We start from the raw sequence: 22,540 nt of genomic DNA, 5'->3' as shown, positions 1-22,540 counted from the left end.
TAGTCACTAGTTTGAGAATGCGGTTCCTGTTCTACTCATTTAAGTAAGGGAACCCATGCTCCGGCTTCGACCTGCCACTATTGCCGTTTGCTTGCTGCCTTTCGTCTTGACGGCGTGTGGCGAGTCCTCCAAGGCCGACGATCCACGCACGCGCGCTCCACTCGTGAGATCGACAGCGGTCCAACATTCTTCCGACATATCCCGTTCGTTCACCGGCACTGTCGCCGCCCGGGTGCAGAGCGACTTGGGTTTTCGCGTTTCGGGCAAGGTCCTTGAGCGGCTGGTCGATACCGGACAGACCGTCAAGCGCGGTCAGCCCCTGATGCGGCTGGACCCCATTGACCTGGGTCTCCAGGCGCGCGCGCAGCAAGAGGCGGTGACGGCCGCGCGGGCACGCGCCAGGCAAACCGCCGATGACGAGGCGCGCTATCGTGACCTGGTCGCGGCCGGCGCCGTGTCGGCATCGGCGTATGACCAGATCAAGGCAGCTGCCGACTCGGCAAAGGCGCAGCTCAGCGCCTCCATCGCACAGGCCGATGTGGCCCGCAATGCCTCGGGCTACGCCGTGCTGCTGGCCGACGCCGACGGTGTGGTTATGGAGACATTGGCTGAGCCCGGGCAGGTCGTCAGCCCTGGGCAACCCGTGGTTCGACTGGCGCGGGCTGGCCAGCGAGAAGCGATCGTGAACCTGCCGGAGACGCTGCGCCCGCCTCCTGGCTCCACGGCGCAAGCGACGTTATATGGCAGCAACGCCGGTGCGGTATCCGCCAAGCTCAGGCTGTTGTCTGAGTCGGCGGACCGCCTTACTCGGACGTTCGAGGCGCGCTATGTGCTGGAAGGCGCGCTGGCTAACGCGCCACTGGGCGCGACGGTCACTCTTGATATTCCCGACGGGCCCGCCAACAAGCAGGTGCTTCAGGTGCCGATCGCTGCCGTCTACAACGCCGGCAAGGGAACGGGCGTGTGGGCTATTGCGGGCAACCCGGCCATAGTGACTTGGCGACCCGTGGACGTCTTGAGCCTGGGCGATGATGCTGCGCGCGTGTCCGGCGACCTGAAAGCCGGCGAGCAGATTATCGCGCTGGGTGCCCATCTGCTGCATGAGGGCGAGCAGGTTCGGGTGGCGTCTCAGGGCGTTTCCAGCGTAGCGGGGAGCCGTCCATGAGCGAGGGACGTTTCAATTTATCCGCGCTTGCAGTTCGTGAGCGCTCGATTACGGTATTTCTGATCTTTCTGATTGCGATTGCCGGAACGTTGGCGTTCTTGAAGTTGGGCCGCGCCGAGGATCCGCCCTTCACCGTCAAACAGCTGACAGTCATTACCGCGTGGCCCGGTGCCACGGCGCAGGAAATGCAAGACCAGGTGGCCGAGCCGCTCGAAAAGCGCATGCAGGAGCTGAAGTGGTATGACCGAACGGAAACTTACACCCGTCCGGGCCTGGCCTTCACCATGGTGTCTCTTGCGGACAAGACGCCGCCTTCCGAAGTCCAGGAGGAGTTCTATCAGGCGCGCAAGAAGCTCAGCGACGAATCGGGCAAGTTGCCGGCCGGTGTTATCGGGCCGATGGTCAACGACGAGTTTTCGGATGTGACCTTTGCGCTCTTCGCGCTTAAGGCAAAGGGCGAGCCGCAGCGGCTGTTGGTGCGAGATGCCGAATCGCTGCGACAACGTCTTCTGCACGTGCCGGGTGTTAAGAAAGTCAACATCATTGGCGAGCAAGCCGAACGTATATTCGTCTCGTTTGCGCATGACCGTCTTGCGACGCTCGGGGTCTCGCCACAGGATATTTTTTCTGCCCTGAACAGTCAGAACGTACTTACCCCGGCCGGCTCCATTGATACCGAAGGGCCACAGATTTTCCTGCGGCTTGACGGGGCCTTCGACAAACTGGAAAAGATCCGCGATACGCCCATCGTAGCTCGCGGACGCACGCTGAAGCTCTCGGATGTAGCAACCGTCGAGCGCGGGTATGAAGACCCGTCGACGTTCCTGGTGCGCAATAACGGCGAAGAAGCCTTGCTGCTGGGCGTCATCATGCGCGAGGGGTGGAATGGCCTGGATCTCGGCAAGGCGCTCGATACAGAGGTAGTCAAAATCAATGAGGACATGCCACTGGGCATGACCCTGACCAAGGTCACCGATCAGTCTGTCAACATCAGTTCGGCGGTCGACGAATTCATGGTCAAATTTTTCGTCGCCCTGCTGGTGGTGATGGTGGTGTGCTTTGTCAGCATGGGCTGGCGCGTAGGCGTGGTTGTGGCGGCGGCTGTGCCGCTGACGTTGGCGGTGGTCTTCGTGATCATGGCGGCCACGGGCAAGAACTTTGACCGCATAACCCTGGGTTCTCTGATTCTGGCGCTTGGCCTGCTGGTCGATGACGCCATCATTGCCATCGAAATGATGGTCGTGAAAATGGAAGAAGGCTACGACCGGATCAGAGCCTCGGCATATGCCTGGAGCCACACCGCCGCACCAATGCTCTCTGGCACACTGGTCACCGCAGTTGGCTTCATGCCCAACGGCTTTGCCCAGTCGACGGCGGGCGAATACACCAGCAATATGTTCTGGATCGTGGGCATTGCCCTGATCGCCTCTTGGGTCGTCGCCGTGGTGTTTACGCCTTACCTCGGCGTGAAGATGCTGCCGGAGATAAAGAAGGTCGAAGGGGGGCACGCGGCGATTTACGACACGCCTCGCTACAACCGCTTCCGCAGGGTGCTGACCCGGGTCATCGCCCGCAAGTGGTTGGTGGCCGGAACGGTAATCGTGGCATTTATCGTGGCGATCGCCGGCATGGGCGTGGTCAAGAAGCAGTTCTTCCCAAACTCTGATCGTCCGGAAGTACTGGTAGAGGTGCAGATGCCTTATGGCACCTCCATTGAACAGACGAGCGCCACCACGGCGAAGATCGAAGCGTGGCTGCAAAAGCAGGAAGAAGCGAAGATCGTCACCGCGTATGTCGGTCAGGGCGCGCCGCGTTTCTATCTGGCCATGGCGCCTGAGCTGCCCGATCCCTCGTTTGCGAAGATCGTTGTGCTTACCGACAGCCAGGAGGCGCGCGACAAGCTCAAGCTGCGCCTGCGCGAAGCCACGGCTGATGGACTTGCGCCGGAAGCCCGTGTGCGGGTCTCGCAGCTTGTGTTCGGCCCGTATTCGCCGTTCCCGGTGGCCTACCGTGTGATGGGACCTGATCCGTCCAAGTTGCGCGATATCGCCGGCCAGGTGCAGCAGGTAATGCAAGCCAGCCCCATGATGCGCACGGTCAATACTGACTGGGGCCCGCTAGTGCCGACACTGCATTTCTCGCTGGATCAGGATCGTTTGCAGGCCGTTGGGCTGACGTCCTCGGCCGTCGCCCAGCAGTTGCAATTCCTGCTCACGGGCGTGCCGATCACGTCCGTTCGCGAAGACATTCGTTCGGTCCAGGTGATGGGGCGCGCAGCGGGCGATATCCGACTCGATCCGGCCAAGATTGAAGGTTTCACCCTGGTGGGTTCCGCTGGCCAGCGCATTCCTCTGTCTCAGGTGGGGGAAGTCGAGGTTCGCATGGAAGATCCCATTCTGCGTCGCCGCGACCGCACGCCCACCATGACGGTAAGGGGTGACATTGCCGAAGGCCTACAGCCGCCGGACGTTTCCTCGGCAATCGCCAAGGACCTGCAACCGATCATCGACAAGCTTCCCAATGGATATCGGATCGAGCAGGCCGGGTCGATTGAAGAGTCCGGCAAAGCCAGCACGGCGATGCTGCCACTGTTCCCGATCATGATCGCCCTGACGCTGCTGATCATCATTCTGCAAGTGCGTTCGATGTCGGCCATGGTCATGGTTTTCCTCACTGCGCCGCTCGGGCTGATCGGTGTGGTGCCGACTCTACTGATCTTCCAGCAACCGTTTGGGATCAACGCACTGGTGGGCCTGATCGCTCTGTCGGGCATCCTGATGCGGAACACGCTGATTCTGATTGGGCAGATACACCACAATGAGAACGAGGGGCTGGACCCGTTCCATGCGGTGGTTGAAGCCACGGTGCAGCGCTCGCGTCCGGTGTTGCTCACCGCCCTGGCAGCCATTTTGGCCTTCATTCCGCTCACGCATTCGGTGTTCTGGGGAACGCTGGCCTATACCCTGATTGGGGGCACGCTGGGTGGCACGATCATGACGCTCGTCTTCCTTCCGGCGATGTATTCCATCTGGTTCAAAATTCGCGCGGAGCAGGGCGGAAAGATCGAAGAGGCTCAGCACGCATAATGCGGGCGGCGGGAGATGGCGTTATTTGGTTTCCCGCCCCGCCCTCGTTACAGCAAAGCCATGGCGCAACGCTTTCGCGCCGGGCGTCTTGAATCAAAGACTCATCCGAAAAAGCAAGAACCGTTTGGTCGCCTGTTGCCGTACCCAACATGAGGTATGGATTATTCCTCTGCCGGGAAGTAGGGTGAAGCGCGTCGCTGCGCTGTTATGTACCTTTCCCCGGCATCCTGCCACTGGTCAGCGCGAGCTACAAGGGAGCCATGCTCTACGCCACCTATATCCCAGGTGCAAGCGGCACGGGTAACGTCCTTTTCATATTCGGCCGCTGGCGCTTCTAACGCCTCGGTCCCGCGCCCCGCCACGGACGGGCAGATTTGCCGGGCTTGAATTTGCAGGTAGCGGACTGATGTCGTTTCGATAGGGCCCCTTTTGGGGGCCGCCGTGAGTAATTCACTGGCTCTTGCGGGCCGAGGCGGGACGATGATAAAGCGCATGCTTGGATGTCTGGTTGGTGGGCTGCTCTACGCCGGATCGAGTTTTGGCGCGGACCAGGTTGATACGCCTGTGTCCGACGGTCGGCGATCAAGCGAATGGGAATTTTCAGTCACGCCCTATGTCTGGGCACCGGCGCTGTCTGGAAAGGTGTCGCACCGACGGTTGCCAGTCATCGATGTAGACACGAGCTTTGATCAGATTCTCGAAAACCTGGATTTCGCGGCCATGCTTAGCGGCGAAGCACGTAAGGGCCGGTACAGCCTTTTCGGCGATCTGATTTATGCAAAGGTCGGCGCTCAGGGCGACACGCCCCGTGAAGTTGTGGCAACCACTGCGGACGTCCACAGCAAGACCTTCACCGGTCTACTGGGCGCAGGGTATTCGGTCCTTGATCAGTCACCTCACAGCCTTGACGTCGTGGCGGGTTTACGCGTTTGGTCCGTAGACACCGACATCACGCTGAAGGGCGCACGCCTGAATGGCAGGAAAAGCAGCGATGGCGCCACGTGGGTGGATGCCGTCGTAGGGGTGCGGGGCAACTACGTTTTCACTACAAAACTGTACGCGACAGGCTGGGGCCTGATAGGCGCTGGCGGCGCGAATGCGGATTGGGATGTTGGAATCGGCATGGGATACAACTTCAGCAAGAGCGTCTCAGCGACTGCCGGCTACCGCGCTGTGGGCGTGGATTACAGCGCCGGCGGCTTTAAGTTCGACGCAGTGCTGCACGGCCCAATGGCCGGCTTGACCATTCGTTTTTAAAGGCTGCTTGTCAGACTCGCTTCGACGCACCCTGTCGTCAGTCAGTGGCGAGCCGATTCACCGCTGGACTTAACAGATGGAATAGAGCCTCATGGACATCAAACTACCAAAAGCAGTTTGTCGCGCGATGCTGGTGATTGCGTCCTTCACATCGTCCTATGCCTGCGCGGAAATCAGTCTCTCCGAAACGCGGGCCATCGCCGAGGAAGGGTACATCTACGGTCTTCCTATTGTGATGAACTACGCAATCATGTACGAGTACGCGGTCGACAAGAACTCGAGCCAGTACAAGGCACCGTTCAACCAGATCCGCAGCCTGCACCATGTCGCGAGCTACAAGGACACGGCCATCATCTCGCCGAACAGCGACACGCCGTATTCCATGATGTTCATGGACTTACGCAGCGAGCCGATCGTTTTATCGGTACCGGCAGTGACAAAGCCTCGGTACTACTCGGTTCAGCTTATTGACGGCAGTACCTACAATTTCGGCTACATCGGAAGTCGCTCCACCGGGGACGAGGCTGGCGATTACATGATCGTGGGCCCCGATTGGAAAGGCGTAATGCCACCAGGCATAAGAAAGGTCTTTCGATCCGAAACGCAGCTTCCCTTCGCGATCTTTCGGACTCAACTGTTCAACCCGGCCGACATGCCCAACGTCGTAGCGATTCAATCGGGCTACAAAGCACAGCCGCTTTCTGCATATCTCAAACAGCCGGCGCCTCCTGCCGCGCCTGCCATCGACTTTCCAAGAATCAATAACGATCTGGCAAAGACCGACTTTTTCACATACCTGGGTTTCGCCTTGCAATTCGGCCCGGCCGCGCCGGAAGAAGTGGCAATTCGTGCGAAGCTTGCCCGTCTGGGCATTGGCGCCGACAAGAAGTTCAGCTTCGAACAGCTGTCCGCCGAGCAAAAGAGCGCCGTCGTCAAAGGCATGCAAGACGGGCATGCCAAGGTCGAAAATGCTATCAAGAATCTGGGCACGAAGGTCAATGGCTGGAACATCGTGGGGGCCGGCGGCGACAGCGCCTTCTACCACGGCGACTGGCTGAAGCGGGCCGCGGTGGCGCAGGCGGGCATATACGCCAACGACGCTGCGGAAGCCACTTACCCCCTGACCACGACCTTGCCCGATGGCGAGCCGCTGGATGCTGGTAAACACAACTACACCATTACCTTTCGCGAGGGGCAGCTGCCGCCGGTCAATGCTTTCTGGTCGGTGACGATGTACGACGGCAAGACGCAGTTGCTGATCGAGAACGCCATCGATCGGTACCTCATTAATTCGCCGATGCTCTCGACCATGACGAAAAACGCGGATGGCTCGCTGACGCTGTACCTTCAGAAAACGTCACCCGGCGCGGACAAAGAGAACAACTGGCTGCCTGCACCAAACGATCTCATGTACCTGGTCATGCGCCTGTACTGGCCGAAGACCGAGGCGCCTTCCATCCTGCCTCCCGGGAATGGCACGTGGAGTCCTCCCCAGATCGTCAAGGTGATGTAGCGCATTGCACTGAGCGACTCCCGACTACAGGAACCCTATCCATCTGCCCGCTACCAGGCAGCCCGTCCATAGCAGCAGCGAGACGGCAGCCTGGCAGCGCAGCGCGGTGGACGCGGGGCCGCCTTGTAGTACCTGTCCCCATGCCCCGCTCCGGCGCACCAGCCAGGCGTTGATAAGCCCCGCGCCCAACAGGCCCATCTTCACCACGAATGCCGGATTTTCCAGATATTCCTGCGCCCGCACGGTGAACAGCGTTGCGCCGGTCAGTATGGCCAGCGCAAGGCCAACCGCGGCGGTGCGCGCCAGCACAGGCGCCAGAAGCGCCAAGGATGTGGGCTTGAGCACGCCGAGCAGCCGCAGGTCCAGCGGAACGATCGAACCGATCAACAGGCCGATGGCGCCGATATGGGCGGCGTTGACCAGAAGATAAAGCGTTCCGGATCGTCGCAGCCACAGCGCCGGGGGCAGGGCCGTCAGCGCGTCCAGCGCCAGCCGCAGCGGTTCAGGCATGGGTGAAAGCCGTGGCTCAGGGTTTCTTGATGCGGCTGGGATAGATGTCGTAGGTCTTGCCGCCCACCGTGACCTGGACGGCCTTCATGCGCTTGTTGCCGGCGTCCTGGTCGCGGTTGCCAATGGCGGTGATGGCGTCGCCCGGCTTGGCGGAACCCTCGGCGAATCCCGCTTCCTTCGTCTGGGTGGGATTGCCCAGCTCGACCACCCAGACGCCATCATCGGCTCGCACCTTTAACGTGGGATGGGGCGGCGCGACCTGCACCTGCTCGACCGTGCCTTGCAAGGTCATCTGTTCGGATTCCGCCCATGACCAACCGTGATGCGCCATGGCCGTGGGGGCCACTGCGCACAGCGCGGACAGCGCCAGCCCTGCAAATAACGCGCGCTTCGATAGCTTCATGTCGATGCTCCTGGGTTGCGGTGGGGCCGTCGCCACGGCCCGCGCTGCGGCGTGGCGGCCAGTGAGCAAAGCATACCTCTAGAACCGATAAGCCAGCTTCAGCGAGCCCGAATGGCTGTTGCCCCGCGACGCGAACTCGCCGTCGTATTGCAGCCTGAAGTCCAGCGCATTGGCGTGCGTGACCTGGAAGCCCGCGCCGATGCGTCCGACCACATTGTCGGTGGGCATCGTGGTGGTGAAGCTTCCCGCGCTGTCGGGGGCGCCCGCGAGTTTGGACTTGGTTTTCCAGCCGTCTTCCGACAGCAGCGACACGCCTGCGTAGGCAAACGGCCGCAACACGGCGCCCTGCGGTAGCTCGCTCGACGACCTGAAGATCGCCATCGATTCCCTGGAAAGCACCGATGCCGACCTGTTGGCCTTGTTGGGGGCCTTGCGCTTTCGATTGGGGCCGAGGTTGACCGGGGCCGGGATCGCGCTGCGTTGGCGGATGAGCGATCTGCCGCCATTGCAGTGGCTCGACGCGCAAAGCGCGCTACACGTGCTGCGTATCCTGCAAGAGGTGCTGACCAATATCGTCAAGCACAGCGACGCGACGGAGATCACCGTGACCACCGCCGAAGCGACGGCGGCCGTGGGCGGCTCGGAAGAGATCGGCGTGTGGGTGTGCGTGCAGGACAACGGCCGACCGTTCATGCCACCGCCGCCCGAGGTGGCATTGCCGGGGCGGCGGGGCGTGGCGAATATACGCAATCGCGTGACGGTACTTGGGGCGCGGTGCGCCTGGCAGCCACTGCCGGGCGGCACGCTGTTCAAGCTGTGGCTGCCCTTGTCCCAGCACTACGGTCAGCAGCAGAAAAAAAGCGGCCAGAGTCTCGTGGCGAACTAGGAGCCAGGAACCAGGCCCCCCAATCAATTCGCCGTGATGTTCGCGGCCTTGACGACCTTGCCCCAGCGGTCCAGTTCCGACTGGGTATACGCGCCCAGTTCCTTCGGCCCCATGAAAATGGCTTCGGCGCCTTGTTCGGCGGCCTTCTGGCGGAAGGCGTCGGTCTTCATGATCTTCTGGATTTCACCGGCGATCTTGTCGACGACCGGCGCGGGCGTGTCCTTGGGCGCGTACATGGCGAACCACGATGACACGATCAGGTCGGGGTAGCCGGCTTCGGCGGCGGTGGGCACGTTGGGCAGGGACGGCAGGCGGGTGTTGCCGGTGACGGCCAGTGCGCGCAGCTTGCCGGCGGCGATCTGGCCCAGCAGCGGCGGGGGCGTGGTGATGGTCATGTCCACGGCGCCGCCCAGCAGGTCGTTCAGCGCGGGGCCGGTGCCCTTGTACGGGATGTGCGTGATCTGCGTGCCGGCCATCTGGTTCAAGAGTTCGGTGGCCACTTGTTGCAGCGAGCCGTTGCCGGATGACGCGTAGTTCAGCTTGCCCGGGTTGGCCTTGGCGTAGGCCACCAGTTCCTTGAGCGAGTTGATGGGCAGGTCCGGGCGCACCACCACGACTTGCGGCGCCGACAGCACGTTGGCGACGGGGGCGAAGTCCTTGATGGGGTCCCAGCCGGCGGCAGGCGTCACGTGGGGCGTGATGACCTGAAAGCCCGAGTATTGCAGCAGCAGCGTATAGCCGTCGGGCTTGGCGCGGGCGACTGCCTGCGCGGCGATGCCGCCGGAGGCGCCCGGCTTGTTCTCGACGACGACGCTTTGGCCCAGCGCCGTGCCCAGGGGCTGGGCGATCAGGCGGGCGGCAATGTCGGTGGTGCCGCCGGGCGCGGCCGATACGATCAGCGTGATGGGGCGATTGGGAAAGTCCGCTTGCGCGCTGGCTGCGCTGGCGCCGAGGGCTAGCGCGGCGGCGATACCGGCGCGCAGGAGGGTGGGCAGGCTGGGCAATGTCATGGGATGTCTCCTTGCTTTTTTATAGGTGTGGTCAAAACAAACGGATGAAACGGTTGCGGGTTTTGGGCCGCGCTGCGTCGTACTTCACTGCATCACTGCTACTGCGGAAATCTCTCGGCCAGCCAGGCGGGCGCGGCATGCGTTGCCAAACGTGGCCCTGCTTGCAGCAGGGCGTTGCTAAGGTCGCGCTGCACCAGCGCCGGCAAGCCGCGCACGATGGCCAGCAAAGGCTCCAGCGACACGCCGGTGTCCACACCCATGCAGGCGAACATGTGCACCAGTTCTTCGGTGTTGACGTTGCCGCTTGCGCCGGGCGCGTACGGGCATCCGCCCAGGCCGCCGGCCGCCGCGTCAAAGCGGGTGATGCCGGTTTGCCAGGCGGCCATCGCGTTGGCCAGCGCCATGCCGCGCGTATTGTGCAGGTGCACGGTCAGCGCCACGCTTGGCAGGCGCGCGGACGCCTGTTCGCACAACGCGGCCACTTGCGTCGGATACGCCATGCCGGTGGTGTCGCACAGCGTGATGCCGGTGGCGCCCGCGTCCGCCAGCCGTGCGGCTAGGTCCAGCACCTGGTCCACGGCCACGTCACCGTCAAACGGGCAACCGAAGGCGGTGGACAGCGACACGTTGCACGGCGTGCCGCTGCGGGCGGCGGCGGCCAGCACCTGCGACAGTTCCGCAAGCGACTGATCGCGCGTCATGCGCAGGTTGGCGCGGTTGTGCGTCTCGCTGCACGACATGACCAGGTTCATCTCATCGGTGCCCGCTTCCAACGCGCGTTCCAGCCCGCGGATGTTGGGCACCAGCGCGGTATAGATCACGCCGGGGCGGCGGCGGATGCGGCGCATCACCTCCGTGGCGTCGGCCAGCGCGGGGATGGCCTTGGGCGAGGTAAAGCTGGTGACTTCGATGCGCGCAAAGCCGCAGTCGGACAGGGCGTCCACAAAGGCGACCTTGTCATCGGTGGCGACCAAGTTCTTTTCAATTTGCAGGCCGTCGCGCGGGCCGACTTCGTTGATCTCGATCTTGGCGGGGCCGGCGGTCATGCAATCACTCCCTTGGCGCGCAGCGCGTCGCGTTGTTCGTTCGACAAGCCCGCCTGCGCCAGCACGGCATCGGTGTGCTCGCCCAGCGTGGGCGCGCGTTCGCGCACCGCGCCGGGATTGGTGGACAGATACGGAAAGACGGCCGGCATTTCCACTTGCACGCCGGCGGCCGATTGCACGGTGGTGATGGCATTGCGGGCGCGGTAGTGCGGGTCGGCGGCAATGTCCGCCACGGAATAGATGCGACCGGCCGGCACGTCGGCTTCGCGCATGGCGGCCAACACGTCGTCGATCAGCCGGGCCTGCGTCCATGCGCCGATGGCGGCGTCGATCTCGGTAACCCGGCGGGCGCGGCCGTCGTTGTGCGCCAAGGCCGGGTCCTGGCCAAGGTCGTTGCGGCCGATGCGCGCCATCAGCCGGGTGTAGATGGCGTCGCCATTGCCGGCGATCAGCACGTAGCCGTCCTGGCAGGGATAGGCGTTGGACGGTGCAATGCCCGGCAGTGCGGCCCCGGCGGGCTCTCGTACGGCGCCGAACACGGAATATTCGGGCAGCAGGCTTTCGCTAAGGTTGAACAGGCTTTCGTACAGCGCCGCATCGATCACTTGGCCGACGCCGCCACGCGCATCGCGCTGGTACAGCGCCATCATCACGCCCAGCGCGCCATGCAGGCCCGCGATGGTGTCGCCCAGCGACAGGCCCGCGCGCACCGGCGCGCGACCCGGCTCGCCGTTCAGGTAGCGCAACCCCGCCATGGCTTCGCCGATGGCGGCAAAGCCCGGTTCGCGCGCCTTGGGGCCGGTCTGGCCGTAACCCGAGATGCGCAGCATGATCAGGCGCGGATTCAGCGCATGCAGGGCTTCCCAGGACAAGCCCCATTTTTCCAGGGTGCCGGGGCGAAAGTTCTCAATCAGTACGTCGGCCTGTTGCGCCAACAGACGCACGATGTCCTGGCCTTCCTGCTGGCGCAGGTCCACACATACCGACTGCTTGTTGCGCGACTGCGCTTCCCACCACACCGACGTGCCTTCGTGCAGCAAGCGCCATTTGCGCAGCGGGTCGCCCTGCCCAGGGGGTTCGATTTTGATGACCTGCGCGCCAAAATCCGCCAGGGTCTTGGCGGCGAACGGCCCTGCTATCAGTTGGCCCAGCTCCAGCACGCGGATGCCAGCAAGAATCTGCCCAGCCATTTCGCCTCCTTGGCAACGCTTGATATTGATGATCGACAGGCGGCAGTGTGCCCGCGAAGCGGCGGGAAGCGGAATGGACAATCGGGGAAAGGGGTATTCCTGGAACGAGAAACCCCGGGCAAACCCGCAGCGGCAGCCGCCTTCTTTGTCGCCGCCTTCTTGATCGTCGCCTTAGTGATCGCCGCCTTAGTGGTCGCCGCGCAGATGCGCCAGCAACAGGCGGGCGCCCACGGTCAGCGTGTCGGCATCGCGCACGCCCAGCAGCAGCCAGCGGCGCGCCCATTCGTCGGTCAGCGGGATCAGCTTGAGCGGCATCGAGCGCGCATGCGGCTCGGCCGCGATGCGCGGCAGGATGCCCACGCCGCCCGTGGCCGTGACCATGCGGCAGATCGCGTCAAAGCTGCGCACCTGGATGCGCAGCCGCATTGCCCGGCCCAGGCGACCGCTTTCTTCGGACAAGCGGGTGGCCAGCGACGTGGCGGGCGGCAGGCCCACGTAGTCGTAGGCCAAGGTCTCGGCAAACGCCACCTGCACCTCGGCGGCCAGCGGATGGCGCTGCGGCACGATCAGCACCAGTTCATCCAGCCGATACGGAAAGGTCGACAGCCCCTCGGCCGCCGTCCGGTCGGCGAATACGCCGATATCGGCGCGGTTCTCCAGCACGGCGGTGACGATGTCGCTGCTGTTCTGCTCTTCCAGGTCGATGCGCACGGCCGGGTGTCCGTCCATGAAGGCGGCCAGGTCTTCGGGCAGAAACTGCGTCAGCGACGAGGTATTGGCGGCAATGCGAACCTGCCCGCGCACGCCTTGGGCAAAGTCCGACAGCGCGCCCGTCATCTGCTCGACTTCCTGCAACACACGAAGCGCGTGGACCAGGCAGGCCTGGCCCGCGTCGGTCAGCTCTACCCCGGCGGCGTTGCGGTACAGCAGCGCGGTGCCCAGGGCGGCCTCAAGGTCGGAAATGCGTTTGCTGGCCGCCCCAACCGCCAGATGCGACTGGCGCGCGCCGGCCGAGATGCTGCCCTGGCGCGCAACGGCAACAAACAAGGCAAGGGTGACGAGGTCGATGCGGGCAAGGTTCATGGAAAAATCGGGCACGGATAGGCCAGGGCGGGTGGCGGGCGCAAGGCGACTGCCGGGGTGCCAGGGCAATAATTATGTCCGAATTTTTTCTTCCCGCCCGTTGCGGCTCAACCGCGCGTTGCGCCGCCGAGGACGGTCCTCGGCCCTTGGCCCTTGGCCTGGGCCTTGGGCCATCAAGGCTGGAAGAACGCCGTGGGCGTCATCAGCCGGTTTTCCTGGCGGATCAGATAGCCGGCCTCGGCGCTCTTGGTCAGGTAGCCGGCCCAGGCGGGGTCTTTTTGCAGCGCCAGGCGCTTGGCTTCGCGGTCGGCGGCGCTGTCATAGACCCAGATGTGCATGTAGCTGTTGACGTCGCCCGTCTCGGTCTGCATGTAGGCCAGCGGCTTGCCCAAGTGGCGGCTTTGCACCGCATAGCCGTGCTCTGCATAAAGCGCCAGGTGCTTCTTGATGGTGCCGGCGCGGCAGGTGTAGGTCCGTACGTCGTAAAGCATGGTGTTTCCTTTGAGGGGTTGCGATGGGGATTGCAATGGGGATTGCGAAGGGGGCAATGCGGGTTGCAACGCGCGTTGCAACGCGCATTGCAGGACCTGATCGATCGTCAGTCCGCCGTGGCGCCGGACTGTTTCACCAGCACGCTCCAGCGATCGACTTCCTGGTTCACGTACTGCTGGAACGCGGCATGGCCGTCGCCGACCGGATCGGCGCCCAGCCCTTTCAGCTTGTCCTGCACGGCGGGGTCGGCCACGCCCTGGGTGATGGCCTGCGACAACTTTTCCACCACGGGCGCGGGCGTGGCCGCGGGCACGAACAGGCCGAACCAGGACCGGGCGTTCATGGCGGGGTAGGACGTTTCGGAAAACGCCGGCACGTCCGGCAACGCCGTATGGCGCTGCTTGCCGGTGACGGCGATGGGCCGCAAGCGGCCGGCCTGCACCTGCGACAGCACTTCGGGCAAATTCGCGAACATGATCTGGACCTGGCCGCCCATCAGGTCATTCAGCGCCTGCGAGCCGCCCTTGTAGGGCACATGCGTCATCTGCGCGCCGGCCAGTGAATTGAACTGGGCGCCCGCCAGGTGCGACGCCGTGCCCGTGCCGCCCGAGGCGTAGTTCACGCGGTTGCCGCTTGCCTTGGCGTAGGCGGCCAGTTCTTCCGGCGTCTTGGCCGGCACCGACGGGTTCACCACCAGCAGCAAGGGCACCGATGCCAGGTTCGACAGGCCCGCGAAGTCGCCCGTCAGGCTGTAGTCCAGCTTGTGATACAGCGTGGAATTGATGGCATGGCTGGACGTGGCCATCAGCAGCGTATAGCCGTCCGGCTCGGCGCGCGCCGCCATGACGGCGCCAATGTTGCCGTTGGCGCCCGCTTTGTTTTCCACCACCACCGGCTGGCCCAGGCGGGTGGACATGGACTGCGCCACCGTGCGCGCAATCACATCGGTGGCGCCGCCGGCGGCGAAGGGCACGATGATGCGCAAGGGCCGCTCGGGGTAGGCGGAGGCGGTGTCGGAGGATGCCGCGAACGATGCAGCGCCAAGGGTCGAGGCGGCCAGCAAGGCGGCCACGGCCAGCCGCCGCAGGGCGGGCAGGGGGGTATTCATAGTCTCTCTCCAGGTGTGGATATTTTTTATGGGGTCGCCGCGCGCCGTTCTTGCGACTGCTGCGCGGCAATCCGATCCTGAACGTCAGGAAGCGGCAAGCTGCGCTTGTTTGCGCAGGCTCGTCAGGGTGGCCCGGGGCGTGATCACCTCGGGGTCCAGACAAAGTTCGATCAGATAGGGCGACCCGCTGTCCAGCGCCCGCGTCAAGGCGGGCGCGAAGCCTTCGTGGCTGTCCACGCGTTCGGCTGGCACGCCGAACGATTCCGCGTAGGTCACGAAGTCGGGGTTGCAAAGGTCCGTGCCGATGGTCCGGCCCGGGTAGTTCTTTTCCTGATGCATGCGGATCGTGCCGTACATGCCGTTGTTGAACACGATGAAGACGATGGCCAGACGGTGCTGCTTGACGGTCGCAAGCTCCTGCGAGGTCATCAGAAAGCAGCCGTCGCCCGCCAGGCAGACAACCTGCCGTTCCGGGTGGCGCAGCTTGGCCGCAATGGCGGCGGGCACGCCGTAGCCCATGGCGCCGCTGGTGGGCGCAAGCTGGGTGCGCGGGTGGCTGAAGCGGTAATAGCGATGCGCCCAGGCGCTGTAGTTGCCCGCGCCGTTGGTCAGGATGGCGCGCGCGTCCAGCCCTTCGCGCAGGGCAACGATGACACGCGCCGGGTCCATGGGCAGATCGCTGGCGGGCGGTTCCGTATAGCGCTGGTAGTTCTGGCGCAGCCCCTCCAGCCAGCCGCGCCACGGGGCGGCGTCCACCGGCTCCAGTGCGGCGGCTGCGTGGGCGAAGGCGTCCAGGCCCGACGGTATCTTCAGGGTGGGCTGATACACCCGCCCCAGCTCCTCGGGGCTGGCCAGCACATGGATCAGCGTCTGCCTGGGCACGGGAGCTTGCAGCAGCGTATAGCCGCCCGTCACCATTTCACCCAGGCGCGCGCCCACCGCCAGGATCACGTCGGCGTTGCGCACGGCGTCAGCCAGTTCCGGGTTGACGCCTATGCCCACCTCGCCCACGTATTGCGGGTGGTGGTTGTCGTACAGATCCTGCCGGCGAAAAGAGCAGGCCACCGGCAGGCCATTGCGGCCGGCGTAGCGGGCCAGGGCGTCCAGGCCGGCGTCGGTCCACCCGGACCCGCCCACTATCATCAGTGGCCGCTGCGCGCGGGCCAGCAGGGCGCGCATGTCGGCCAGCGCGTCGGGCGCCGGATGCGCCTGCGGAAACTGGATCGTGCCGCAGTCCTGCGGCGCGGCCAGCTCGGTCAGCATGTCCTCGGGCAGCGCCAACACCACGGGGCCGGGCCGGCCAGACATCGCGACCGAGAACGCGCGGTTCAGGTATTCGGTGACGCGCGCGGCGCTGTCGATCTGCGCCACCCATTTGGTGAACTGGCCGAACATGCGCCGGTAATCGATTTCCTGGAACGCCTCGCGCTCGACCATGTCGTTGCCCACCTGGCCCACCAGCACGATAAGCGGCGTGGAATCCTGAAACGCCGTCTGCACGCCGATGCTGGCGTTGGTCGCGCCGGGACCGCGCGTGACCATGCAGATGCCCGGTCGGCCGGTCAGCTTGCCGTGCGCCTCGGCCATGAACGAGGCCGCGCCTTCGTGGCGGCAGGACACCAGGCGTATCCGCTCGCGTTCCGTGTACAACGCGTCCAGCACGTCCAGATAGCTTTCGCCGGGCACGCCGAATACCGTGTCCACTCCGTGTTGCAGCAGCGCGCGCACCACATGCTGGCCGCCCGTCATCAATGTTGGGGTGTCGTTCATCGCAGTTTCAATCAGGCCGCAAGGCGGCGGGTTGGGTCTGGATGAACTGTACGCAGCCCGGCGGCGGGCGCGTTAGGACAGATCAGAGCTTGTATTGCACTTTTTCGCGCGTCTGCCCGCGCCGCCGTCAGCCGATCGGGCGGTCGTACTTCTTGCGGAAATCGCCCGCGGTGCTGCCGGTGTGTTTCTTGAAGAAGCGGGCGAAGTACGAGGGGTCTTCGAAGTTCAGCTGAAACGCGATTTCGGCGATGCCAAGGCCCGTATTGCTAAGCAGGCGCTTGGCCTCAAGCGCAACGCGCTCTTGCACCAGCTGGCTGGCGGTGCGCCCCACGCTGCGCTTGACGGCATCATTAAGCTGGCGTTCGCTAACGCACAGCGCGTCGGCGTACTGGCGGATGGCGTCGAAGTCCAGATAGTGTTCCTCGACCAGCATGGTGAACCGCTTGGCCAGCGAATAGCTGGGGCCGGCGGTGGTCTCGCGCTCGTCGGCCGGGTACAGGCGGCGCAGCTGCGTCAGCAGGATCAGCAGGTACGAACGCACCACGTCAAAGCGCCCGGTCTGGCGGTCGCGCGTTTCGCGTTCGATTTCATTGAGCAGCGGCAGCATGCCGTCGTGCTGTTCGCGCGACAGATAGATGGCCGGCGAGCCGCCGGCCAGGTGAAAAAAGGGAAACTTGGCGATGTCGTCCGCGCGCGGGAACATGTGGGCGAAGAAGTCCGTGCTGATATTCAACACGTAGCCGCGCGGCTTGACGGACGAGGTCCAGGCATGGATCTGGCCGGGCGACAGGAAAAATACCGAGTGGTCGCGCACCTCGTGCTGCTCGAAGTCCAGCATGTGGGTGCCGCTGGCCTGGCTCATCCAAAGCAAGTGGTAGTAGTTGTGCCGATGCAGGAAGCCGCGCGGGATATCGTCGCGGTCCTGCAAGCGCACAAGATCGAAATAGAACGAACCCTCGCCCGAGAAATCGGAGGTTTCAAAGGTGGGGAAGGGTTGCGCGTTGGGCGTGTGCGGGCCTGCGGACAAGCGGGAAGTCTCCTTGGCGGCGCGCGAGGCGGCTCGATTTTTTTGCCATGATATCGCCAAACGTGCCCAGCCGCGGTTGCCGTAAACCCGGTATTGCCCGCCCTGGCGTTTCGGTGGCGGGCCGGCGCCGCCCGAGGCTGCCCGGGGTCGCCTTACGACCCTTCGGGCAGTTTCGCGATCACCTTGATCTCGAAGTCAAAGCCGCTTAACCACGTTACGCCCACGGCCGTCGCGGTGGGATACGGCGCCTGGCCCCAGTAGTGCGGCACCACGTCGGTCCAGATCCGTTCGAAGTGCGATTGCGGGTCGACCATGAAGACGGTCACATCCACCACATCGTCGAACGTGCAGCCCGCCGCTTTGAGAATGGCGTTCAGGTTGTCAAACGCCAGCCGCACCTGCGCATCCAGCTCGGGCTCTGGCGTGCCGTCCGCGCGGCTGCCCACCTGCCCGGATACGAAGAGAAAGCCATCGGACCGGATGGCGGGCGAATACCGGTGGCGCGCGTACAGCGCGTGGCGGTCAGGCGGAAAAACGGGGTCTCGCGTCGTCATAGAAAGCTCCTTCAATCGGGCCGGCACGGCCCGTCGTTAGCGATGAGTTCACTGTAACGACGCGCCCACGGCCGATAAACGCGCAAGCTTGTCCATCACTGTTTGTAGAATCCAAACATTCTTCAACCGGCGGGGGCCGACGATGGACCGTTTCGATGCAATGCAGGCGTTTGCCCGCGTGGTGGAGGCCGGCAGCTTCACCAAGGCGGCCGAAACGCTGCACATCAGCAAGACCACCGTGACGCAACTGGTGCAGCAGCTTGAGGCGCGCCTGCGTGTGCGGCTGTTCAACCGCACCACGCGACGGGTGAACGTGACCGCCGACGGCGCGGCCTATTACGAGCGCGTCATCAAGCTGCTGGCTGACATGGATGATGCCGAGACCAGCCTGTCGGTGGCCTCGGCCTTGCCCCGGGGGCGCTTGCGAGTCGACGTGCCCAGCCCGCTGGCCCGCATGGTGCTGATCCCCGCGCTGCCGTCGTTTCACGCGCAGTATCCCGACATTCAATTGGACATGGGCGTCAGCGACCGCATCGTCGACGTCATCGCCGACAACGTGGACTGCGTGGTTCGGGGCGGCGAGCTGACCGACCTGTCGCTGACGGCGCGCCGCGTGGGCGATCTGCAATTGGCGGTGTACGCCGCGCCCAGCTACCTGGAGCGCGCCGGCCACCCCACGCATCCGCACGACTTGGAAAACACGCATCACCGCGTGGTCGGCTACCTGTGGCAGCGGCTGGGCAAGGCGTTTCCCTACGCCATGCATCGCGGCGACGAGCATGTGCGGGTGCATGGACGCTATGTGTTGGCGGTGGATGACGGCAACGCGTACCTGGCGGCGGGGCTGGCCGGGATGGGGGTATTGTGGCTGCCCCAATACATGGCCGAGCCGCATGTGGCGACGGGCGAATTGACGCCGCTGTTTCCGGACTGGCGGCTGGACCCGATGCCGTTGACCATTGCATTTCCGCCCAACCGGCACGTCAGCACGAAGCTACGGGTGTTCATCGATTGGGTGGTGGCGCTGATGGGGCAGTACGCACCGGCGGCCGGCGTACCGGCGGCCGGCGCACCGGCGGCAACGAAGGCAACAGCGAAGTCGGCAACGAAGGCAAAAGCGCAGACAGCAGCGCAGGCAGCGACGCGATCAGAGACGCAGAATAGGGACGCAGAATAGGGACGCAGAATAGGGACGATCCGCCGACTTGATCGCCCCGACATCACAAGCCTGCATCCCCGCTTCAGGGCGCGAACAAGCTCAACCCTGCGCGCGCCGGGGCAGCCAGCGCCAGAACACCCCGGCCGCCACCAGCCCCAGCGTGCCCACGCCGAACGATGCGCCGCCCAGCGATACCAAGGCGGTCAGCACCGACAGTGCCACCGGCCCGCCGCTGGCGCCCAGGTCCGCCATGAAGCGCCAGATGCCCAGGAACTGCGTGCGCGCGCCGGGCGGCGCGGCGTCGGCGCCCAGCGTCATCACAATGCCGGACCCGATGCCGTTGCCAAAGCCCAGCAGCGCCGACACCAGGATGAAGCTGGCCACGCCGCCGGTCAGCGGGATTGCCATCAGGCTCAACCCCATCAGCAACGTGCAGGGCAGCGCCACCCACAGGCGGCCGCGCTGGTCCATCACCTTGCCCGCCGGATAGAACACCGACATATCCACCGCGGCCACCAAGCCGTACACCAGCGACGTGGTGGCGGCGTCCAGACCCAAATGATCGGCCCATAGCGGGATCACCACCTGGCGCGACGCGCGCAGCGCGCTGATCAGCATCACGCCCACGCCCAACGTGGCATACACGCCGCGATGGTCGCGCGCCACCTCGCCGATGCGGGCACGCGGGCCGCCCTTGTGCGCGCTGCCCGAGGGTTCGATATCGGGCGCCTTGATCGCGATCAGCCCCGCGCCCAGCATGGCGCAGATGGCAATCCAATAGGCGCCGTCCAGTCCCACGAAATGGATAAGCGCCGCGCCCGCGAAGGGGCCGATAAAGGTGCCGATCCGCGTGGTGCCGCCCAGCGTGGACAACGCCCGCGCGCGATAGGCCAGCGGCACGACTTCAATCATGTAGCTCTGGCGCGCCAGCTGAAACACCGACTGCGCGCAGCCCTGCATCAGCATGGCCACCGCCAGCACCCACAGGTGCGGGAGGCCGATCACCAGCGCCAGGCCAACCACGCTTAACAGTGCCGCGCCCGCCATGGCCCGCTTCTCGCCGAAGCGTTCGGTGATCAGGGCGGACGGAATGTTGGACAGCAGCGAACCCACCCCGATCAACGCGGCGATCAAGCCGGCAGTGGCTACCGACGCGCCGTGGTCGCGCGCGGTCAGTGCGATAACGGGAAGGATGGCGCCGTTGCTGATGCCGTAGAGCAGCGACGGGCCGAACGCCGGAACGGCGATGCGCTTCAGATTGAACGAATCAGAGTGCGACATGAAGGAACGGTGGGAACTTGGCCGTCTGCCGACCACCTTGCCGCTGGCGCGGGGCTGGCCCGGCGACCATGGATGCGGGATTCCGAGAGTGTAGCGGTAGCCCTGCGCGGCTGCCTGTCAGGCGGCTGACAGTGGGGCTGAAAAATGGGCGGAAAGCCGGACTGAAAACCGGGCTGAAAAGCCGGCCGACAATCGTGCTGACGACCGGCAGTCGCAGACGCGCCCCGGTCACGCCCAACGCGCTCCCATCAATCGGGCTTTGACGCCTCTGTCTCGTTACCGGACTCGGCAATCATGCGCAGGCATTTGACGAACAGGCCACGGTATTCCTCGGGCAGCCGAGCCAGCAATTGGTCTTCCACCACCACATCGCGCGGCATCACCCTGCACAGCAGCTCCAAGCCGGCCGGCGCGACATACAACTGGTAAGCACGGGCATCCGTGGGTGACGGCCGGCGTTCTATCAGCCCGCCGCCATGCATGCGCCTGACCATTTCAGCAACGGTGTTGCGGTCCATGGCCAAGCGCTCCGCCAAGGAATTCTGGCTAAGGCCGGGCTCTTGGTAAAGCAGCACCAAGGCGGCCTTTTGCCGGGGCGTTACCCCTTCGCCCGCAAACGTCGCCGCGAAGATTTCCTCGGCCTTGAAGTGCGCGCGCCGCAGCAGATGCGACGGCACCTCTTCAAGGCGGAAATTTCGCAGCAGGGATTCGACTTGCGCCTCGGCGGCCGATAGCGAAGCGCCCGCCGGCGCTGACGTGCGGGCGGACGTGGGTCGGGCTGTCTTGGAGGTAGGTGATCGGGCCATTGTGATGGAGTCTTCTACGGTCGTTGTCTCGATTAGGATGGGTCCCTGCGTAGTTACAATAACACGTACACGTACAAGATAAGCGCGTTTCAAACACCCATCTGATCCGTTTTAAGCGAAGAATATAGGGTAATTCCGCGTTTCTTGGTGTGTCGCTCCGCCCTACGATAGTACGCATACGTCTTATAAAGCCGCCCCGCCGGATGCCGCGACCGAGGTGGGCTTCAACTGTCAAGGTAAGGAGCTTCACCATGAGCGAAGGTCAAATTCTTTCCGGCTTCCTGGCGCCCCATCCGCCTCATCTGGTCTATGGCGAAAACCCGCCCCAGAACGAGCCGCGCTCTGAAGGCGGCTGGGAGCCGCTGCGCTGGGCGTATGAGCACGCACGCGAAAGCATCGAACGCCTGAAGCCCGACGTGCTGCTGGTCCATTCCCCGCACTGGATCACGCAGGTCGGGCACCACTTTCTTGGCGTGCCCAGACTGGCGGGACGATCCGTTGACCCGATCTTCCCCAACATCTTCCGCTACGACTTCGGCATGGACGTGGATGTCGAACTGGCCGAGGCCTGCTGTGCAGAGGCCGCCAACCTGGGGCTGGTCAGCAAGATGATGCGCAACCCGAAGTTCCGTCCGGACTACGGCACGATCACCACGCTGCACATGGTGCGGCCGCAATGGGACATTCCCGTGGTGGGGATATCCGCCAACAACACGCCGTATTTCCTGAACACCAAGGAAGGGCAGGGCGAGATGGACTTGCTGGGCCGGGCCACGCGCGAGGCCATCCGCAAAACCGGACGCCGCGCCGTCCTGCTGGCCAGCAACACCTTGTCCCACTGGCATTTTCATGAAGAGCCAGAGCTGCCCGAAGACATGACCAAAGAGCACCCCGAACGCTATGACGGCTACAAGTGGGACGTGCGCATGATCAACCTGATGCGGCAGGGCCGCATGCAAGAGACCTTCCAGCTGTTGCCGCAGTTTATCGATGAAGCGTTTGCCGAAGTGAAGTCCGGCGCCTTCACCTGGATGCATGCCGCAATGGGCTATCCCGAGCTGGCCGGCAAGTTGCATGGCTACGGCACCGTCATCGGCACCGGCAACGCGGTGATCGAATGGAACCTTCAGGACGCGGGCCTTTCACGCCTGGCGCCGGCTGCCCAGGCCGCCTGATCGCACCGTCTGCAAAAGA

21 protein-coding genes and 1 pseudogene are annotated in these 22,540 nt (G+C 64.2%); 8 read left to right on the top strand and 14 right to left on the bottom strand.

Annotation, left to right across the window (positions count from 1 at the left end; translation table 11 throughout):
- Window positions 1-55: 55 nt before the first annotated feature.
- The 5 genes and pseudogenes from AC6LJY_RS03040 (at window position 56) to AC6LJY_RS03020 (ending at window position 7,021) form a co-directional block, all read left to right on the top strand.
- Window positions 56-1,165 carry an efflux RND transporter periplasmic adaptor subunit gene (locus AC6LJY_RS03040; RefSeq protein ID WP_498135272.1) on the top strand — a complete coding sequence of 370 codons (1,110 nt, stop codon included), beginning with the start codon at window positions 56-58 and terminating at the stop codon, window positions 1,163-1,165.
- Window positions 1,162-4,251, top strand: a complete 3,090-nt coding sequence (locus AC6LJY_RS03035; RefSeq protein ID WP_498135271.1) for an efflux RND transporter permease subunit — start codon at window positions 1,162-1,164, stop codon at window positions 4,249-4,251. The genes AC6LJY_RS03040 and AC6LJY_RS03035 overlap by 4 nt, the downstream gene beginning before the upstream one ends.
- 209 nt (window positions 4,252-4,460) lie before the next feature.
- A pseudogene (locus AC6LJY_RS03030) lies at window positions 4,461-4,589 on the top strand (lipid IV(A) palmitoyltransferase PagP); the annotation flags it as partial.
- Between the two features lie 103 nt (window positions 4,590-4,692).
- Window positions 4,693-5,508 carry a hypothetical protein gene (locus tag AC6LJY_RS03025; RefSeq protein ID WP_498135270.1) on the top strand — a complete coding sequence of 272 codons (816 nt, stop codon included), beginning with the start codon at window positions 4,693-4,695 and terminating at the stop codon, window positions 5,506-5,508.
- A gap of 91 nt (window positions 5,509-5,599) precedes the next feature.
- Window positions 5,600-7,021, top strand: coding sequence for a DUF1254 domain-containing protein (locus AC6LJY_RS03020; protein ID WP_498135269.1), 1,422 nt, complete (start codon window positions 5,600-5,602; stop codon window positions 7,019-7,021).
- A gap of 24 nt (window positions 7,022-7,045) precedes the next feature.
- On the opposite strand, the gene AC6LJY_RS03015 is transcribed toward AC6LJY_RS03020, so the two are convergent.
- From AC6LJY_RS03015 to AC6LJY_RS03005, 3 genes are all read right to left on the bottom strand, one after another.
- The gene (locus AC6LJY_RS03015) at window positions 7,046-7,531 is read right to left on the bottom strand and encodes a DUF6644 family protein (RefSeq protein WP_314363354.1); all 486 of its coding nucleotides are present in this window, start codon (window positions 7,529-7,531) and stop codon (window positions 7,046-7,048) included.
- Window positions 7,532-7,547: 16 nt separating this feature from the next.
- Entirely contained in the window at window positions 7,548-7,934 is a 387-nt protein-coding gene (locus AC6LJY_RS03010; protein ID WP_314363357.1) for a DUF6152 family protein, read from the bottom strand.
- 78 nt (window positions 7,935-8,012) lie between these two features.
- A complete protein-coding gene (locus tag AC6LJY_RS03005; protein ID WP_219991088.1) occupies window positions 8,013-8,315 on the bottom strand; it encodes an autotransporter outer membrane beta-barrel domain-containing protein in 303 nt (100 codons plus the stop codon).
- A 106-nt stretch (window positions 8,316-8,421) separates the two neighbouring features.
- Here AC6LJY_RS03005 and AC6LJY_RS03000 point away from each other — a divergent pair, with 106 nt between their 5' ends.
- Window positions 8,422-8,820, top strand: a complete 399-nt coding sequence (locus AC6LJY_RS03000) for a sensor histidine kinase (protein ID WP_498135268.1) — start codon at window positions 8,422-8,424, stop codon at window positions 8,818-8,820.
- A gap of 23 nt (window positions 8,821-8,843) precedes the next feature.
- On the opposite strand, the gene AC6LJY_RS02995 is transcribed toward AC6LJY_RS03000, so the two are convergent.
- The 9 genes from AC6LJY_RS02995 to AC6LJY_RS02955 form a co-directional block, all read right to left on the bottom strand.
- Window positions 8,844-9,830, bottom strand: a complete 987-nt coding sequence (locus AC6LJY_RS02995) for a Bug family tripartite tricarboxylate transporter substrate binding protein (RefSeq protein WP_046803813.1) — start codon at window positions 9,828-9,830, stop codon at window positions 8,844-8,846.
- A gap of 98 nt (window positions 9,831-9,928) precedes the next feature.
- Entirely contained in the window at window positions 9,929-10,876 is a 948-nt protein-coding gene (locus AC6LJY_RS02990; protein WP_498135267.1) for a hydroxymethylglutaryl-CoA lyase, read from the bottom strand.
- The gene (locus AC6LJY_RS02985) at window positions 10,873-12,066 is read right to left on the bottom strand and encodes a CoA transferase (RefSeq protein ID WP_314363413.1); all 1,194 of its coding nucleotides are present in this window, start codon (window positions 12,064-12,066) and stop codon (window positions 10,873-10,875) included. The genes AC6LJY_RS02990 and AC6LJY_RS02985 overlap by 4 nt, the downstream gene beginning before the upstream one ends.
- 186 nt (window positions 12,067-12,252) lie before the next feature.
- Window positions 12,253-13,149, bottom strand: a complete 897-nt coding sequence (locus tag AC6LJY_RS02980; protein ID WP_104142319.1) for a LysR substrate-binding domain-containing protein — start codon at window positions 13,147-13,149, stop codon at window positions 12,253-12,255.
- 173 nt (window positions 13,150-13,322) lie between these two features.
- Window positions 13,323-13,640, bottom strand: coding sequence for an NIPSNAP family protein (locus tag AC6LJY_RS02975; RefSeq protein ID WP_046803815.1), 318 nt, complete (start codon window positions 13,638-13,640; stop codon window positions 13,323-13,325).
- A gap of 107 nt (window positions 13,641-13,747) precedes the next feature.
- On the bottom strand, window positions 13,748-14,749 hold the full coding sequence (locus tag AC6LJY_RS02970) for a Bug family tripartite tricarboxylate transporter substrate binding protein (protein WP_498135266.1): 1,002 nt from the start codon (window positions 14,747-14,749) through the stop codon (window positions 13,748-13,750).
- Window positions 14,750-14,833: 84 nt separating this feature from the next.
- A complete protein-coding gene (locus AC6LJY_RS02965; RefSeq protein WP_498135265.1) occupies window positions 14,834-16,519 on the bottom strand; it encodes a thiamine pyrophosphate-binding protein in 1,686 nt (561 codons plus the stop codon).
- A 127-nt stretch (window positions 16,520-16,646) separates the two neighbouring features.
- Window positions 16,647-17,546, bottom strand: a complete 900-nt coding sequence (locus tag AC6LJY_RS02960; protein ID WP_498135264.1) for a helix-turn-helix domain-containing protein — start codon at window positions 17,544-17,546, stop codon at window positions 16,647-16,649.
- A gap of 152 nt (window positions 17,547-17,698) precedes the next feature.
- On the bottom strand, window positions 17,699-18,100 hold the full coding sequence (locus tag AC6LJY_RS02955; protein WP_104142056.1) for a RidA family protein: 402 nt from the start codon (window positions 18,098-18,100) through the stop codon (window positions 17,699-17,701).
- Between the two features lie 142 nt (window positions 18,101-18,242).
- Between AC6LJY_RS02955 and AC6LJY_RS02950 the strand changes: the two genes are divergently transcribed.
- Window positions 18,243-19,277, top strand: coding sequence for a LysR family transcriptional regulator (locus AC6LJY_RS02950; RefSeq protein ID WP_498135263.1), 1,035 nt, complete (start codon window positions 18,243-18,245; stop codon window positions 19,275-19,277).
- Window positions 19,278-19,358: 81 nt separating this feature from the next.
- Here the strand turns inward: AC6LJY_RS02950 and AC6LJY_RS02945 are convergent, their stop codons facing one another.
- Together AC6LJY_RS02945 and AC6LJY_RS02940 are read right to left on the bottom strand one after the other, a co-directional pair.
- Complete coding sequence (locus AC6LJY_RS02945) at window positions 19,359-20,540, bottom strand: MFS transporter (RefSeq protein ID WP_314363375.1); 1,182 nt, start codon at window positions 20,538-20,540, stop codon at window positions 19,359-19,361.
- Between the two features lie 248 nt (window positions 20,541-20,788).
- Entirely contained in the window at window positions 20,789-21,346 is a 558-nt protein-coding gene (locus tag AC6LJY_RS02940) for a MarR family winged helix-turn-helix transcriptional regulator (protein ID WP_498135262.1), read from the bottom strand.
- Between the two features lie 251 nt (window positions 21,347-21,597).
- Between AC6LJY_RS02940 and AC6LJY_RS02935 the strand changes: the two genes are divergently transcribed.
- Entirely contained in the window at window positions 21,598-22,521 is a 924-nt protein-coding gene (locus AC6LJY_RS02935) for a DODA-type extradiol aromatic ring-opening family dioxygenase (RefSeq protein ID WP_314363378.1), read from the top strand.
- Window positions 22,522-22,540 lie beyond the last annotated feature (19 nt).

The organism is Achromobacter sp. RT286_PF (assembly GCF_059760425.1).
The sequence above is the reverse complement of the archived record's forward strand: the minus strand, read 5'-3'. Positions and strand labels throughout refer to the sequence as shown.